This is a genomic window from Shinella sp. H4-D48 (assembly GCF_022637395.1).
Classification (GTDB): domain Bacteria; phylum Pseudomonadota; class Alphaproteobacteria; order Rhizobiales; family Rhizobiaceae; genus Shinella; species Shinella sedimenti.
In genome coordinates this window covers 1669968-1685298 of record NZ_CP093337.1, presented here as the reverse complement: position 1 = coordinate 1685298, position 15331 = coordinate 1669968, and the positions used below count along the sequence as shown (strand labels likewise).

The window sequence follows — 15331 nt, the reverse complement described above, 5'->3', positions numbered from 1 at the left end:
GTCAGGCGTCATCGCCCACCCATGTCACGATATCCGAAAGCTCGGGACGCGGCCGCTCCGTCGGCGGCACGGTCGCCGTGCCGATATGGATGAAACCGGCGACCTTTTCACCTTCGTTGATGCCGAGGATCGGATAGGCGCGGGCGTCGAAGGCGTACCATTCGGTCAGCCAGTTGGAAGCATAACCGTGTGCGTTAGCCGCCATGACGAGGTTGAGGCAGACCGCGCCGGCAGACATGACCTGCTCCCATTCCGGGATCTTGAAATGCGGCGCGGCACGGCTGACGACGGCAACCACGACGGGCGCCCGGGTCAGCCGCGTCTTCTCCACCTTCACCATCTCCTCCGAGAGATCGGGCTTGTCGCCCATCGCGATCGTCGCCAGCGCCTCGCTGATGCGCTTGCGCTCCGCACCACGGTAGACGATGAAACGCCATGGCGCGAGCTTGCCGTGGTCGGGCACGCGCGAAGCAAGCGTCAGCATCGCCTCGACCTCCTCTTTGGAGGGGCCGGGCTCGCCCATCTGGAAGGCGGGAATGGACCGGCGGGTCGAAAGGTAGTCGATCAGCTTGATTTCGGTTTTCATCGGGAGAGAGTTCCAATACCTTGGCGCGCGAAAGCGGCCTTGAAAATGCCATTCGGGACTGTTTGGAAATGCGTCAGGGTCCGGCGAAATTGGGGATGCCGAGCATCGGAGCGAAGCGTACGAAAGTCCGCCCGCACCGGAAGCGCGGAAATCGCCATTTGCAGCCCGTCATCAAGCATTCACAACAGTCCCTGTGCCGGCTCCTCAAGTGGAGCCTTACAGTCAGGAAGTCAACCAGTCCATGCGCATGCCTCTCCATCCTGTCGCTGTCGTAAGTCTCGCCCTTGCGAGCCTTGCCTCCTCCCTCGCGCCGGTTTACGCGCAGGACACGGTCGAGAGCTTTTCCCAGATTTCCAAGCCCGCCGTGAAGGGTGGCAAGCTCACTTCCTTCAACCCCATCGTGACGGGAGAAGCGACGCCGAACAATCTGCGTGACGTCACCTGCGAGGCGCTGCTGACCAAGGACGGCCAGCCGATGCGCAGCGGCCTGACCTGGCGCGTCTTCTCGCCCATTCCGGCGGCCGACGGCAAATTGCCGCTGCTCGCGACCTCCGAAGGCGGCACGGCGGCTTTCCAACTCGTGCCGGGCGAATATTTCGTCAACGTCGCCTTCGGCCGCGCCGGCGCCACCAAGAAGCTTGTCGTTCCCGATCAGGGCAAGGTCGACAAGCAGGTGATGGTGCTCGATGCCGGCGGCATCATGCTGAATGCCGTCTCCGGCTCGGACGTCCGCATACCGCCGAAGGAACTGAGCTTTTCCGTCTATTCGTCGGAGGTCCGCGAGGATGGCGAACGCAACCTCGTCGTCGCCGATGTGAAGCCGAATTCCGTCGTGCGGCTCAACGCCGGCACCTACCATGTCGTCTCCGATTACGGCACGGTCAACGCGGTCATCCGCGCCGATATCCAGGTGGAGGCCGGCAAGCTGACGCGCGCCACCATCCAGCACCGCGCCGCCAAGCTGACGCTCAAGCTCGTCGCCGAGCCGGGCGGCGAGGCGATCGCGGATACCGCCTGGTCGATCCTCACCTCCTCGGGCGACACCGTGTCGGAAAGCGTCGGCGCCTTCCCGACGCTCGTTCTGGCGGAAGGCAGCTATATCGCCGTCGCCCGCAACAAGAATCACATCTACCAGCGCGATTTCAACGTGCAGGCCGGCGTCAACACGGATGTCGAGGTGCTGCTCGACGAGAAGGACAACGACCAGAAGGCCGCCGCCCAGGACGTCGTCGACTGATCAGCCGGCCCGCCTCAGGAACGACCGGCGCGCCGGCGCCATGACAAAGACCGCATCGTGCAGCCGCGCCATGATGCCCTTGCGGTCGCCTGCCGCAAGCGCGGCCCAGGGAATGGTCGCACCGATGCGCGCCGTGATCGTCGACCCGGATAGCCTGCGGAACTCACGGATCAACAGCGACAATCTCAGCGTCATCGATACCTTGCTGGCGAGATGGAAGAGCGGCCCGTTCTGCCCCTCGAAATAGACCGGAATGACATTGGCCTCTGCCGCCTGCACCAGCTTGGCCGGAAACATCTTCCACGGCAGGTCCTGCGCGCGGCCGAACACGTTTTTCGCCGTCGCCACGCCGCCCGCCGGAAACACCACGACCGTGGTGCCGGCCTTCAGCAGCCGCACCGCCTCGGTGCGTGTCGCCATGTTGAGCGCCAGCGCCGCTTTTGTCTCCTCGAAGGAGACCGGCAGCGCATAGGGCTGCATTTCCGGCACCTTGAGCAGATCGTTGTGGATCATCACACGGAAGGGACGGCCGAGCTGTTCGGCAAGCGCCAGCACCGCGATGCCGTCACCGATGCCGAAGGGATGGTTGGCGACGATTACCAGCGGCCCTTCCGGCAGGTCGACCGGCGGCCAGACACCGCGCACGGCCAGCCGCACGTCGATGAGGTCGAGCATGTCGCCGAAGACGCGTGCGCTGGTGCCGACGATGGATGTGCGCCAGATGTCGTAGAGCCGCGCATAGCGGTCGCGCCCGGCGAGCCCCTCCATGGAGCGGATGAACCAACGCTTGAGCCGCGGATCGTTCTCGTTGGCGTAGGACAGCTGCCTGAAACGCACGGGCATTCCCCAAAAAAATGATCCCGCACCACTAGCACGGGATCATGAAGGTTTTCAGACAGATGGCCGGGCGCTCACGCCCTGTCGCGCTTGCGCTTGAGATCCGGCGGCATCGCCTCGTCGGCAAGCGAGGCAATCGCCTCGTCGAGCGTCATCGACGTCTGGTTCTGCGAGCCGAGGCGGCGGATGTTGACCGTGCGCTCTTCCGCCTCCCGCTTGCCGCAGACGACGATAACTGGAACCTTGGTCACGGAATGCTCGCGGACCTTGTAGTTGATCTTCTCGTTGCGGAAGTCGGTCTCGACCGTCAGCCCTGCCTCGCGCAGCGCCTCGGCCACCTCGCGGCCGTAGTCGTCGGCCTCGGAGGTGATGGTCGCGACCACCACCTGCTGCGGGGCGATCCACAGCGGCATGTGGCCGGCAAAGTTCTCGATCAGGATGCCGAGGAAGCGTTCCATCGAGCCGCAGATGGCGCGGTGGATCATCACCGGCTGCTTCTTGTCGGAGTTCTGGTCGATATAGAAGGCACCGAAGCGTTCCGGCAGGTTGAAATCGACCTGCGTGGTCCCGCACTGCCATTCGCGGCCGATGGCGTCCTTCAGCGTATATTCGAACTTCGGTCCGTAGAACGCGCCCTCGCCCGGCAGGATGCCGGTCTTGATGCGTCCGCCGGACTGCGCCTCGATCTGCTTCAAGACATCCATCATGACGCTTTCGGCCCGGTCCCACAGTTCGTCGGAACCGACGCGCTTTTCCGGACGGGTGGACAGTTTCACCACGACCTCGTCGAAGCCGAAGTCCTTGTAGACCGAGAGGATCAGATCGTTGATGCGCAGGCATTCCGCCGCCATCTGCTCGTCGGTGCAGAAGACATGCGCATCGTCCTGCGTGAAGCCGCGCACGCGCATCAGCCCGTGCAGCGCGCCCGAAGGCTCGTAACGATGCACGTTTCCGAATTCTGCAAGGCGTACAGGCAGTTCGCGGTAAGACTTCAAGCCATGCTTGAAGATCTGCACATGGCCCGGGCAGTTCATCGGCTTCAGCGCAAAGACGCGCTCGTCGTCGGTCTCGTCGCCGGCGACGGTCACCTTGAACATGTTGTCGCGATACCAGCCCCAGTGGCCGGAGGTTTCCCACAGCGACTTGTCGAGCACCTGCGGCGCGTTCACCTCTTCATAGGTGCCCGCCAGACGCCGACGCATATAGGCGACGAGCGTCTGGAACATGCGCCAGCCCTTGCCGTGCCAGAACACGACGCCCGGCCCTTCCTCCTGGAAATGGAACAGGTCCATTTCGCGGCCGAGGCGACGGTGGTCGCGCTTTTCGGCTTCGGCGAGGATGTTGAGATAGGTGTCGAGCTCCTCCTGCGTGCGCCAGGCGGTGCCGTAGATGCGGGTCAGCATCGGGTTGTTGCTGTCGCCGCGCCAGTAGGCGCCGGCCACCTTCATCAGCTTGAAGGCCGTGCCGATCTGGCCGGTGGCGGCCATGTGCGGGCCGCGGCACAGATCGAACCAGTCGCCCTGGTAATAGATCTTGAGGTCCTGCCCCGCCGGGATCGCATCGACCAGCTCGACCTTGTAGGCCTCGCCCTTGTCGGCAAACACCTGACGCGCCTTCTCGCGCGACCACACTTCCTTGGTGAAAGGCTTGTTGCGCTGGATGATCTCCTTCATGCGCTTCTCGATCTTGGGCAGATCGTCCGGCGTAAAGGGCTCGTTCTTGGCGAAGTCGTAATAGAAGCCGTTGTCGATGACCGGGCCGATGGTCACCTGCGTGCCGGGCCAGAGCTCCTGCACGGCCTCGGCCATGACGTGCGCGGCATCGTGACGGATCAGCTCCAGCGCGCGGTCGTCCTCGCGGGTGACGATCTCGATCCGCCCGTTCGAAACGGGATCGGAGAGATCGCGCAACTCGCCGTCGAGCGCAATGGCAACCGCCTTCTTGGCCAGCGACTTGGAAATCGCCTCCGCCACATCACGCCCCGTCGAGCCCGCGGGATATTCGCGAACGGAGCCATCGGGAAATGTCAGGGAAACAGGTGCAGACATGAAATTCTCCTATCCAGTCCCGCCAACGAATGCGGGTGGTATGCGAAGGGAAATAGCCGGATGCCCCGGCGCGTGCGTCGCGCGGTATACGGGGATTTTAGCGGGATTGGAAGGTGGATACGCTGTCAAATTACCTTCAGCCCTGCCGTTAAAAAATCCGGTTATTTAAGTATGTTCTGTTTATGCTCGATATATGTGGCCTCTCGCGTGATCAAAATAAAGTCGCAATACCTATTTTCGACAACCTTATTTATACAGTCACGACAACGGGCGATCCGCTGATCAGCAGAGAATACATATTTAGTAGGCTTCTCGTATATCAGGGCGAATATATGTGGATCATCACATGCACCTTCATCCTGCCAATTTTTTAGTGAGGTCAACTTCTCGACGTGAACATCAGAACTCTCGGCAGAGACGTTATCTGTCCGGCCTTGGTCACTTAATCTTTTCATTAAGAGACCGAACCTCTTTGCATTTTCGTGCTCCTCGGCCAGTTTTCCGAATTTCGAATACGTAAAGCGTACAGCTCTGTTCTGAACAAGCTCAGTTAGAACTCGAGCTTTAAACCAGTCTTGAGACACAATCGAAACATCGACAAACACTCTCGCCATATCAGAACATTGTCCTCAATATCTCGTTCACGAAAAACTGGTTGTAGTTTTCCGGCGGATCGACCAACGTTCCATCGCGAGCAATATCTATAGAAGAGGCATGATTTCCAATTTTATCGCTGTAACAGTAAACAATACTCGCCTCATGCTCGCCAGAGTTTTCACGAATCCTAGCTCTATATCGATCTATCAGAAAATCACTATGAGTTTCTACAATAGAAACCAGACCACCAAGGCGCATCTCAAACAAAAAATCACCTACAGCTGCCTGCGCCACAGGGTGCAAATGCAACTCCGGCTGCTGAAGAAGCATTATAGGCTTATTTTTCTCGAAAGAGCCAAATATGCATTCTACAAGAATTGGAACAACTTGAGATACGCCAACACCCACCTGATTAAGAGAAAAATCTTTTCCGTTTCTTTTAACAATGACAGTTAGTGGAGATTCTTGGATTTTTTTAGATATAGGCGTGACATCTATGTCATCAAACAATCCGCTTGCTTTACCGAATTTTTGAATTGATTTATTAAGGTCAGAGGAATGATCAGCCTTCAAATCATGCCACATAGAAGCAAAATGCGTACCACTAGCCTTGTACTTGCGTTCAAAGCTATAATATCTCTCGGGCTGCGCACGAAGAGGTGCGCAATGCCTGGAAGTTTGATAATCAGAGGCAAATAGAGCGCGGTTTATATTATGATTTTTGCCGATTTCCGGATCAATTTGCATTATTGCCATGTAAGCAGTAACGGGAAAATTTACTGACTGATCGGGAAAATCAACGACCTCAAATCGAGTAAATCCTTTATCATCGCCAAATATTTCTTTTATATCATCTATACTATATTTTTTATTATTATTTCTTATTTTGCAGAAAAAGTATTGACCAGATTTCTTAAGAACAACACATAGACCCTCGTGGCAGAATAGAGCTCTCTTCACGTCCGGAGCTCCCTTTTTATCACGATGAAGTTCTACGAGTCGGGACGTAGTCTCGCCATCCTTGTTCGTGCTGCTAAAACCGATAGTGACCGGAGCGTAATTAAAATAAGGAGAAAAAAAGTCGTAAGGTCCAATCCCCATACTATCATCGAGAGTTGGGATACCATACAATCTTGATCCCATGACGTAATTAACCAAGTGCAGTATAGAGCTCTTACCTGAGCTATTATCACCTACCAAAAAAGTAGTTGCGCTTACGTCAATCTCGATTGACGGAAACCCCCGGTAGTTTGTCGCAAATATTGTTGTTGGCATTTCTCGCCCCAATTGATTTACAATTTTCTATTGCGATTCCAGGTTGAGGTCAACGAAATCGGCAAGGTCACACACACACCGGTTTGAGCTCAGAAAACCCCATCACAAATTCCAGGCACGTCGGGCGTGTGTGTATCTCCAATATGACGTGGTAGGTATGGCAAAATTGGCATCATCGCTACCAAACCCGGGGACGCCGTCACCGGAAAAACCCAATCATTCCAGTCCCAGCCGCCCTTTTCATCCGTAAATCATCCCCGCTCCCAACACCGCGCCTATCCTGAACCTCCTTCCGCCGCCGGACGGATCGCGTAACGTGTCGATGCGGGCGGGAGGAGGCGCTTTCGTTGTCTGCCGTAACGTGCGGCAGGGGCGAGAGAGGTTTGGAGCGACGAAGGGGTGACGCCCGTCGTCGTGCGGGGCTTCCCCCTTCCCCGGGTCACGGGGTCGGTTTGGGTCCGCCATGCAGGCAGAGTGGCAGCGCATATCCCCGAAAAGTGCGGAACGCGGTTTTCGGAAAAGGCATATGCGCCAACAAACTGCGCAGCGAAGCCCTGCCATGCCTGAAGGAGGACAAGACCGCCTCCGAAGAACGCCTGGGCCGCGCGAAAGCGAAGCCACCCATATCACCCATTCCCGAGGCAACGCTTTCGCGCGGTTCTCCGGTCCAGACATTTTTCAACCCGATGGGAAACCTGCGGGCCGTTCCGGCTGCCCGCAATCCGCCAGAGACCCCAGGAGAGAGACCCCAGGAGAGATCGATGACACCAGACAGGAATAGCGCCACCGCACCGCCCGAGGGCGACGATGCCGAAACGCTGGTCATCCGTCAGTTCGGGGCGACCGAGGCCGGCTTCTTCCGCACCTGCCGCCTGCCGCGTTGCCGGCGGGCGCGGCGCTGCGCCGGCAGCCCGCGGCCGGTCGGTGAAGCGGCCGATTTGCCAGACAGCACAACACTTCCGCCCTGCATCGTCACCGACGCGGATATCCGGCGCCTGATCGACGGCATCATGGACGTCCATCGCATATACCGCGAGGCCTGGGGGCTGGTTCCGGGCGAAGAAGACGACGATGTGGAAGACGATGCAGCGGCGGATGGTGCAGGCGATGGAGAACCCCTCGCCTTTCCGCCACCCGAAGGCCTGCCGCGCGCCCGCAAGCCGGGCCGGCACAATGGCCGGCGTGCCCGGCGCGGCCGGGCGAAGGCTCAGGAGACGTACAACGCTCAGGAGACGCGTTGCGCTCAGGAGACGCCGAGCGCTCAGGAGACGCCGAGCGCTTCGGCAGAAATCCAGAACACGGCGTCCTGCGACTCGGCCGTTTCCAGCCAGACGAAATCGAGATGCGGGAATTCCTCTTCCAGGATTTCCCGACCCGAGCCGATCTCGCAGATCATGCCGCCCTCGGGGTTGAGATAAACAGGCGCGTCGGCAAGGATGCGGCGCACCAGATCCAGCCCGTCCACGCCGCCGTCATGGGCCATTTCCGGCTCGGCGCGGAATTCCGGCGGGTAGCCCTCCAGAGCCTCATGGTCGACATAGGGCGGATTGGTGATGATGAGATCGTAGGTGCGGCCTTCGAGCGGTTCGAACAGATCGCCCTCGAAAAGCGTCACCTGATCCTCGACATCGTGTTCATCGAGATTGATCTTCGCCACCTCCAGCGCGTCAGCAGAGAGATCGACGGCATCGACCGTGGCATGCGGGAAGAATTTTGCCGCCAGCACCGCAAGGCAGCCCGAGCCGGTGCAGATGTCGACGGCGCTCGTCACCGTCATCGGATCGGGCAGGAAGGCCGAGCCGTTTTCGCCGAGATATTCGGCAAACAGGATCTCGCCGATATGCGAACGCGGCACGATCACCCGTTCGTCGACATGAAAGCGCACGCCCTGAATATAGGCGCGGCCGGTAATGTAGGACGAGGGCTTGCGCGTCGTCACCCGCGTCTCGATGCGCTCGGCGAGCAGCCGGCGCTCGTCGGGCAGCAGGCGGGCGTCGAGGAAGGGATCGAGCGCGTCGATCGGCAGTTCCAGACTGTCCAGCAGCAGATAGGCCGCATCGTCGCTCGCCGTCGTCGTGCCGTGGCCGTAGCTGAGATCGGCGGCGTTGAAGCGGGAGATCGCGTAGCGCCAATAGTCGCGCAGCGTCGTGAGTTCGCTCGTGATATCGTCCTTCGTCAACGGCAGCCTCGCTTGGCACTAGAATAAACTGGACGGATTGGGCTTTAGAATGGCAAGGGCTGGACGGTCAACCGACGTTCACCCGTTTTGAGGCAAGCATGGCGAAGGACACGCGCAAACGGCCAGCAAAGGCGCCCGCCCGCCGGGCCTCCGCCGCGCCGCGCCCGGCCGCGAAGGCGAAGCCCCAGCCGGCGGTGAAGTCCGCGCCGAAGCCTGGCGCCGATGGCAAACGCGTCACCCTGCCCCGCGCGCTTTCCAAGCTCGGCTTCTGCTCGCGCACGCAGGCGCAAGCCCTGATCGCCGAAGGCCGCGTGACGGTGGCCGGCCGCGTCGTCACCGATCCCGAGACATGGATCGACCTTGCGGAAACGGCGCTCGCCGTCGACGGCCGGCCGGTGGTCGCCGAGGCGCCGGTCTATCTCATGCTCAACAAGCCGCGCGGCCTCGTCACCACCCGCCACGATCCGGAGGGGCGCCCGACGGTCTACGATTGCCTCTCGGCGTTTGAGCACGCCCATCTCTCGCCCGTCGGCCGCCTCGACAAGGCAAGCGAGGGCCTGCTGCTCTTCACAAACGACACGCAGTTTGCCAACGCCCTGCTTGATCCCGAAACCCATGTCGCCAAGACCTATCACGTCCAGATCGACCGTCAGGCCGATGCCGCATTGCTCGAGGCGATGACGCGCGGCGTTATCCATGACGGCGACGTCCTCAAGGCCCGCCGGGTGCGGCAGCTGAGGGCGGGCGAAAAGAATGCCTGGCTGGAAATCGAGCTCGACGAGGGCCGCAACCGTCATATCCGCCGCATGCTGGAAACGCTCGGCGTGGAATGCCTGCGCCTCGTGCGCGTCTCCATCGGCGGCCTGCCGCTCGGCGATCTCGAAAAGGGCGCCGCGCGCCCGCTGAGCGAGACGGAAGTGCGCAACCTGCGCAGCCTCACCCGCCGCCGCTGACCAACGCGACCAACTTGGCGAGACCGTTGACGGTGTTGGCATTGCGCAGGGTGCCGATGCCGAGCTTGCGGGTCGTCAGATGCGAGAGCAGCCTCGTCTCGGAAGGCTTGCCGCCGAAGTTGACCCACAGGTCGCCGTTGACGATCTGCATGCGAACCTGCGGCCCGGCGAAGGCCTCCAGCATGGACAGGGCCTCGGGACCAAGCGGCCGGCGCATGATGCGAACGCCGACATCCTGGCCATTGCCGTCGTCAAAGGGATTTTGCGCCGCGACCTTCCTCCACGCCTGCGCCGTGCGCAGGATGATATCGACATGCTTGCCGAACCGCGCCTGAAACGCCGCCTCCAGGCGGGCCTCGATATCCGCAAGCGACGCGTCATCGGCCTCAAAGACGAGATTGCCGGTGGCGACGTAGGTTCGCGGCGCGTTAAAGCCGAGATCCCCGGCCATGGCCTTGAGATCCGCCATCACAAGCCGCCGGCCCGGCGCGAGCACGATGGAATGCAGCAGCGCGACATAGGTCGTCACGGCTCAGCCCCTGCCGGCGCGCGACACGCGCCAAAGCCGCCACGGCGCCCACCAGGCGAACCGGCGCTCCAGCGCCTCAGGCACAGGATCGAAGCCGTGCGTGCCCCCCGGGCCGCAGCGCGCGACGCGAAACAGCGTCATGAAACCGCCCCGCCACAGGCCGTGGCGTGCGATGGACTCATAGCCGTATTCCGAGCAGGTCGGCAGATGCCGGCAGGAATTGCCGATGAAGCCGGAAAGCGTCAGCTGGTAGAAGCGGATAAGGCCCATGCCGAAAAGCCGGCCCGGTGTCTTGCGGAACGGTCCCGACCAGTTGCGGCCCCTGGAAACAGAAGCCGGCGCGGCATGCCGGCACTCCGGGCCATCGCACATCGCCTCTCACCCGGCCGTTTCGAGCCGCTTCGCCTCGATCTGGCCGATGGCGTCCACCACCGCATCGAAGGTCAGCATGGTAGAGGCGTGACGTGCCTTGTAGTCCTTGACGGGCTTGAGGAAGCGCATTTCCTCGAAACGTCCGCTCGGGCCGTCGCCGTCCGCCTTCAGCATGGCAAGCATGTCCTCGCGCGCCCGGCGAATGTCCTCAACGGTCGTGCCGATAACATGGCGCGCCATGATGGAGGACGACGCCTGTCCCAGCGCGCAGGCCTTCACCTCATGCGCGAAATCACTGACGCGGTCGCCGTCGAGCTTGAGATAGACCTTCACGCGCGAGCCGCAGAGCTTGGAATGGGCGCCCGCCTCGGCATCCGCGTCGTCAAGCGTTCCGATCCGCGGAATGTTGCCGGCAAATTCGAGAATACGGCTGTTATAGATATCGTCCATCATGACCCTGCTTTTCGCACTTTTTGCGAAATCTTCAATGATCCGGGGATATTATTCCGGTCGGGTCGGGAAAAAAGCACGACGTGTCGCCTCACGCCTCTTTCGCGACCAGTGATCCATACTATATGATAGCTCGTATTGGGGTGAGTGTTTTGCAAGAAGCGAATTGGCGGAAAGCGGACACCACCTGTTGTTTGGGAAACCGTGCCGGACGGTCAGCGCACTGTTAAGCGAAGACCTGAAAGCCCCGGAGCCCGCCAACGGAACCCAAGCCTGCAGGGTTAGGCGAATGGCCAGTGGCGAGTCCGAATACACGTCAGATAACCTGCAGAAAGGTCTCCACGACCATGGACGCCATCGTAACGAATTTTCCGCGCTCCGAAGACCAGACGGATCGCCCCTCCCAGAAAGAAGCGGAGGATGCCGTTCGCGTCCTGCTTCGCTGGGCCGGTGACGACCCGGAACGCGAAGGCCTGCTGGACACGCCCAAGCGCGTGGCCAAGGCGTATCGCGAACTCTTCTCCGGTTACGAACTCGCCGCAGAGGACGTGCTGGGCCGCACCTTTGAAGAAGTCGCCGGCTACAACGACATGGTGCTGGTGCGCGACATCCCGTTCTTCTCGCATTGCGAACACCATATGGTGCCGATCATCGGCAAGGCGCATGTCGCCTATCTGCCGAACGGCCGGGTGCTTGGCCTCTCCAAGATCGCCCGTGTGGTGGAAATCTACGGCCGCCGCCTGCAGACGCAGGAAACCATGACGGCGCAGATTGCCAGATCGATCGACGAGACGCTCAATCCGCGCGGCGTGGCCGTGATGATCGAAGCCGAGCATATGTGCATGGCGATGCGAGGCATCCAGAAACAGGGCTCGACAACGCTGACCACCACCTTTACCGGTGCCTTCAAGACCGAACCGACCGAACAGGTCCGGTTCATGACCATGATACGAAGCTAGGCGAAACGGCCGGCTTCGCGAGACGGAGCCGCCGCCATGCCGATCACCTTCGACGCCCCCTCGAAAGACAAGGCCGAACTCGAGACCGGAGCCGCGTTTACACCGCGTTTCGACGAAAGCGGGCTTGTCACCGCCGTGGTGACGGATGCGAAGGACGGTGAGCTGCTGATGGTGGCGCACATGAACGCCCAGGCGCTGGCGTTGACCATCGAAACCGGCATCGCCCACTACTGGAGCCGCTCGCGCAACGCGCTCTGGAAGAAGGGCGAGACCTCGGGCAATCTCCAGACGGTGGTGGAACTGCGCACGGATTGCGATCAGGACGCCGTGTGGCTGAAAGTGTCGGTAGCCGGCCATGATGCCACCTGCCACACCGGCCGCCGCTCCTGCTTCTACCGCACGGTCTCGAACGGCCCGGACGGCGCTGTGCTGACCATCACCGGCGGTGAACCGCAGTTCGACCCGGCTGCCGTCTACAGCAAAAATTAAGCATCTGCGCGATTTTCGTTCAGCTTCGGGACGGATTCACCAATTGGAAACCGTTCGAACTGCCTAATGGATCACATGGCGGCTTTTGCCCCCGCCATGCGGATCATGAGATGGAAGCGCATCGCACTCTTGCGTCAAGACCGGTCTTAAGCGCCACTCCGTGGACGGCGGCATCCCTGCGGCGCCAGGCAAGCCCCCTTAAAATCGCGCATTCGCATCTTTTTTTCACGTTGAAAGTTCCCCGCGATACGCATCGCTCTTATCCTGCCCTATATCCTGTTGTTGCAGGTGTCGAAGCGGCGGAACCGTTTGCCTCACCGCGAATTCCTATAGGGAATGGAGGTCCGGAATGCTGAACTGGAGTTTCAACCGCAGCCTGATGCCATCGGACGCATCCAATCCCGGCGGCCCCTCCCTCGACACGCTCCCGCCCATGCCCGCACCGACCCCGCCGCGCAAGTCCAAGATCGCACTCGCGCTCGGCGGCGGTGCTGCACGTGGCTGGGCCCATATCGGCGTCCTGCGGGCGCTGGAAGAAGAAGGCATTGAAGTGGGCATGATCGCCGGCACCTCGATCGGCGCCCTAGTCGGCGGCTGCTACCTCGCCGGCAAGCTCGATGAGCTTGAAAGTTTCGCACGCTCGCTCACCATGCGCCGTATCGCCAGCCTGCTGGATTTCACCATTCGCGGCTCCGGCCTGTTCGGCGGCATGCGGCTGACCAAGCGCATGCAGGAACATCTCGAAAACCTCGCGATCGAAGATCTCGACCGTCCCTTCGTCGCGGTGGCGACGGAGGTCAATAGCGGCCATGAGGTGTGGATCAACGGCGGCTCGCTGATAACCGCCCTGCGCGCGTCCTACGCCCTGCCCGGCATTTTCGAACCGATCAAATGCAACAACCGCACGCTGGTCGATGGCGCCCTCGTCAATCCCGTCCCCGTCTCGGTCTGCCGCGCCTATGAGGAGCCGCTCGTCGTTGCGGTCAATCTCAACTACGATCTCTATGGCCGCTCGGCGGTGATCAAGCACAGCGCAAGCCAACAGAAGATCGACGAAAACAGGCAGGAGGACAGCGCCGCGCGGCTCGGCCTGACCGGCGTGATGGTACAATCGTTCAACATCATTCAGGACCGCATTTCCCGCGCGCGCCTTGCCGGCGACCCTCCGGATCTTGCACTGCATCCCAAGCTTTCCGATATCGGCCTTTCGGAATTTCACCGGGCCGGCGAAGCCATCGACCGGGGCTACCAGGAAGCCAAGGCGCGCATTGCCGAAATCCAGCGCATGCAGGAGGTGGCGCTCGCGGTGCGGTGAAGCCATGCGTTACGCGAGAAAGCTCAAGAGGATAAAGGCGGGCGGAACGGCTAGGATCGTTCCGCCCGAAATCGTCTCAAGGGCCGCGACCGGTTCGCGAGCGGGTCAGCTCGCGATATAGGCCTTGATCGCCTCGGCCTCGTGCTTGATCGCGCGCATATGGGCTTTCACCACGTCGCCGATGGAGATGATGCCGACCAGCCGCCCGTCCTTTTCGACAGGGATATGTCGCGCGCGCAACTTGCTCATCATTTCCATGATGTCTTCGACGGATTGCGCCTCACCGCAGCGGTGAACGTTACCCCACATGATGGAGGAAATCGGCTTTTCCAGGCATTCCGCCCCGTTCCGAGCCACGGCGGCCACGATGTCGCGCTCGGTCAGAATGCCGGCGATGCGGTCGTTCCGATCCACGATGACGATGGCACCAATGTGATTTTCATGAAGGTAGACGGCAGCCTGCCTGACGGTGAGCTGCGGACCGCCGGTCACGACGTTGCGGCCTTTTTCGTCCAGTATCGACTTTACATACATGCGTACCTCCCGTGTGCGTCATGACAGAGAGGCGGGGCACCCGTGCAGGAATGCCCTGCCAGTATGGTCAGACAGGCATCGCTTTCCTCCGTGCGTGTGCCAGTCCCTTCCGGTCTGCATGTGCGAACCGGAACTGTCTTATGGTGCGCCACGAAAACGGCGAATGCAAGACCGCGAATGCGGCCGCATCAATCCCGCCGATCCTCGCCGTCCAGCCGGTCGAAGATCGGGAAGAACAGGAACCCGAAAAGGAAGCCGCCGATATGAGCTTCCCAGGCAATGGCCCCGCCGCCGACCGAGCCGAAGACCTGACCGACGCCGACAAGGAAATTGGTGAGGAACCAGATGCCCGAGAAGACGAGCACCGAACGGTTCGACAGCGCCTCAGGGATCGAAAGGCGCCTGTTGAGATGGGCGAACTGCCGGCTGATGCGGCCGCTCGGCGAGAAGACGAAACGCGCCGCGGCCCCCATCAGGCCGGACACGACACCGGAAGCACCGACGACGAGGATCATCTCGCCCCAATGCAGCGCCGTGTGAAAGGCGACCGCCGCCACGGCGGAGAGGCACCAGAACATGAAAAAGCGCACCACGCCGATACGCCGTACGACCGGCGCGCCGAAGGCGACCATCCAGAAGCCGTTGAACAGCAGATGCTCCCAGCTGCCGTGCAGCAACGAATAGGTGATCGGGCTCCACAGCCAGCTCAGGTCCTGATCGGCCAGCGGAACGGCGTAGCGCGCAGGAATGAAGGCGAAGCGCAGCAGCACGCTCTCGTCGGCGGGCACCGACAGCACATAGGTGCGCACGGCGTGGATGAGCGTCAGCAGGCCGAGCACGAAGACGAGACTTCCGGGAAGGTTGAAGGCGGGCTCGTGCCTGCGCACGCCATTCTCCTCATCACGCATTTCAACGCCGTCGTCACGCATTGCCGAACCACCAACTCATACAAAGGGAATCGCGCTTATACA

Annotated in this window: 15 protein-coding genes; 5 read left to right on the top strand and 10 right to left on the bottom strand. The window is 61.0% G+C overall.

Annotated elements, in window-relative coordinates; genetic code table 11:
- Nucleotide 1 precedes the first annotated feature (1 nt).
- The gene (locus MNR02_RS08135) at nucleotides 2-586 is read right to left on the bottom strand and encodes a nitroreductase (protein WP_241948762.1); all 585 of its coding nucleotides are present in this window, start codon (nucleotides 584-586) and stop codon (nucleotides 2-4) included.
- Nucleotides 587-827: 241 nt separating this feature from the next.
- Here MNR02_RS08135 and MNR02_RS08130 point away from each other — a divergent pair, with 241 nt between their 5' ends.
- Nucleotides 828-1823, top strand: coding sequence for a hypothetical protein (locus tag MNR02_RS08130; RefSeq protein WP_241948761.1), 996 nt, complete (start codon nucleotides 828-830; stop codon nucleotides 1821-1823).
- Here MNR02_RS08130 and MNR02_RS08125 read toward each other — a convergent pair whose 3' ends face one another.
- From MNR02_RS08125 to prmB, 4 genes are all read right to left on the bottom strand, one after another.
- Nucleotides 1824-2660 carry a lysophospholipid acyltransferase family protein gene (locus MNR02_RS08125; RefSeq protein ID WP_241948760.1) on the bottom strand — a complete coding sequence of 279 codons (837 nt, stop codon included), beginning with the start codon at nucleotides 2658-2660 and terminating at the stop codon, nucleotides 1824-1826.
- Between the two features lie 74 nt (nucleotides 2661-2734).
- The gene (gene thrS, locus MNR02_RS08120; RefSeq protein ID WP_241948759.1) at nucleotides 2735-4708 is read right to left on the bottom strand and encodes a threonine--tRNA ligase; all 1974 of its coding nucleotides are present in this window, start codon (nucleotides 4706-4708) and stop codon (nucleotides 2735-2737) included.
- A 615-nt stretch (nucleotides 4709-5323) separates the two neighbouring features.
- A complete protein-coding gene (locus tag MNR02_RS08115; protein ID WP_241948758.1) occupies nucleotides 5324-6580 on the bottom strand; it encodes an AAA family ATPase in 1257 nt (418 codons plus the stop codon).
- 1261 nt (nucleotides 6581-7841) lie between these two features.
- Nucleotides 7842-8759: a 50S ribosomal protein L3 N(5)-glutamine methyltransferase gene (prmB, locus tag MNR02_RS08110; RefSeq protein WP_241948757.1), complete on the bottom strand. Its 918-nt coding sequence runs from the start codon at nucleotides 8757-8759 to the stop codon at nucleotides 7842-7844.
- A gap of 98 nt (nucleotides 8760-8857) precedes the next feature.
- On the opposite strand from prmB, the gene MNR02_RS08105 reads away from it, so the two are divergent.
- Nucleotides 8858-9712 (top strand): pseudouridine synthase, encoded by an 855-nt coding sequence (locus MNR02_RS08105; RefSeq protein WP_241948756.1) that lies wholly within the window; start codon nucleotides 8858-8860, stop codon nucleotides 9710-9712.
- Here the strand turns inward: MNR02_RS08105 and MNR02_RS08100 are convergent.
- Genes MNR02_RS08100 through MNR02_RS08090 form a run of 3 tightly spaced genes read right to left on the bottom strand, consistent with a single transcriptional unit; the run spans nucleotide 9696 to nucleotide 11066 of the window.
- Nucleotides 9696-10241 carry a DUF1697 domain-containing protein gene (locus MNR02_RS08100; protein ID WP_241948755.1) on the bottom strand — a complete coding sequence of 182 codons (546 nt, stop codon included), beginning with the start codon at nucleotides 10239-10241 and terminating at the stop codon, nucleotides 9696-9698. The two genes, MNR02_RS08105 and MNR02_RS08100, sit on opposite strands and share 17 nt — an antisense overlap.
- 3 nt (nucleotides 10242-10244) lie before the next feature.
- Nucleotides 10245-10613 (bottom strand): membrane protein insertion efficiency factor YidD, encoded by a 369-nt coding sequence (yidD, locus tag MNR02_RS08095; RefSeq protein WP_241948754.1) that lies wholly within the window; start codon nucleotides 10611-10613, stop codon nucleotides 10245-10247.
- A 6-nt stretch (nucleotides 10614-10619) separates the two neighbouring features.
- Nucleotides 10620-11066: an iron-sulfur cluster assembly scaffold protein gene (locus MNR02_RS08090; RefSeq protein WP_241948753.1), complete on the bottom strand. Its 447-nt coding sequence runs from the start codon at nucleotides 11064-11066 to the stop codon at nucleotides 10620-10622.
- Between the two features lie 344 nt (nucleotides 11067-11410).
- Between MNR02_RS08090 and folE the strand changes: the two genes are divergently transcribed.
- From folE to MNR02_RS08075, 3 genes are all read left to right on the top strand, one after another.
- Nucleotides 11411-12022, top strand: a complete 612-nt coding sequence (gene folE, locus MNR02_RS08085) for a GTP cyclohydrolase I FolE (RefSeq protein ID WP_241948752.1) — start codon at nucleotides 11411-11413, stop codon at nucleotides 12020-12022.
- A gap of 36 nt (nucleotides 12023-12058) precedes the next feature.
- Nucleotides 12059-12511: a phosphoribosyl-AMP cyclohydrolase gene (gene hisI / locus MNR02_RS08080; RefSeq protein WP_241599226.1), complete on the top strand. Its 453-nt coding sequence runs from the start codon at nucleotides 12059-12061 to the stop codon at nucleotides 12509-12511.
- Nucleotides 12512-12860: 349 nt separating this feature from the next.
- Nucleotides 12861-13826 carry a patatin-like phospholipase family protein gene (locus MNR02_RS08075; RefSeq protein ID WP_241599214.1) on the top strand — a complete coding sequence of 322 codons (966 nt, stop codon included), beginning with the start codon at nucleotides 12861-12863 and terminating at the stop codon, nucleotides 13824-13826.
- Between the two features lie 105 nt (nucleotides 13827-13931).
- On the opposite strand, the gene MNR02_RS08070 is transcribed toward MNR02_RS08075, so the two are convergent.
- Together MNR02_RS08070 and MNR02_RS08065 are read right to left on the bottom strand one after the other, a co-directional pair.
- On the bottom strand, nucleotides 13932-14360 hold the full coding sequence (locus MNR02_RS08070) for a CBS domain-containing protein (RefSeq protein ID WP_241599212.1): 429 nt from the start codon (nucleotides 14358-14360) through the stop codon (nucleotides 13932-13934).
- Nucleotides 14361-14548: 188 nt separating this feature from the next.
- The gene (locus MNR02_RS08065) at nucleotides 14549-15289 is read right to left on the bottom strand and encodes a rhomboid family intramembrane serine protease (protein WP_241948751.1); all 741 of its coding nucleotides are present in this window, start codon (nucleotides 15287-15289) and stop codon (nucleotides 14549-14551) included.
- Nucleotides 15290-15331 lie beyond the last annotated feature (42 nt).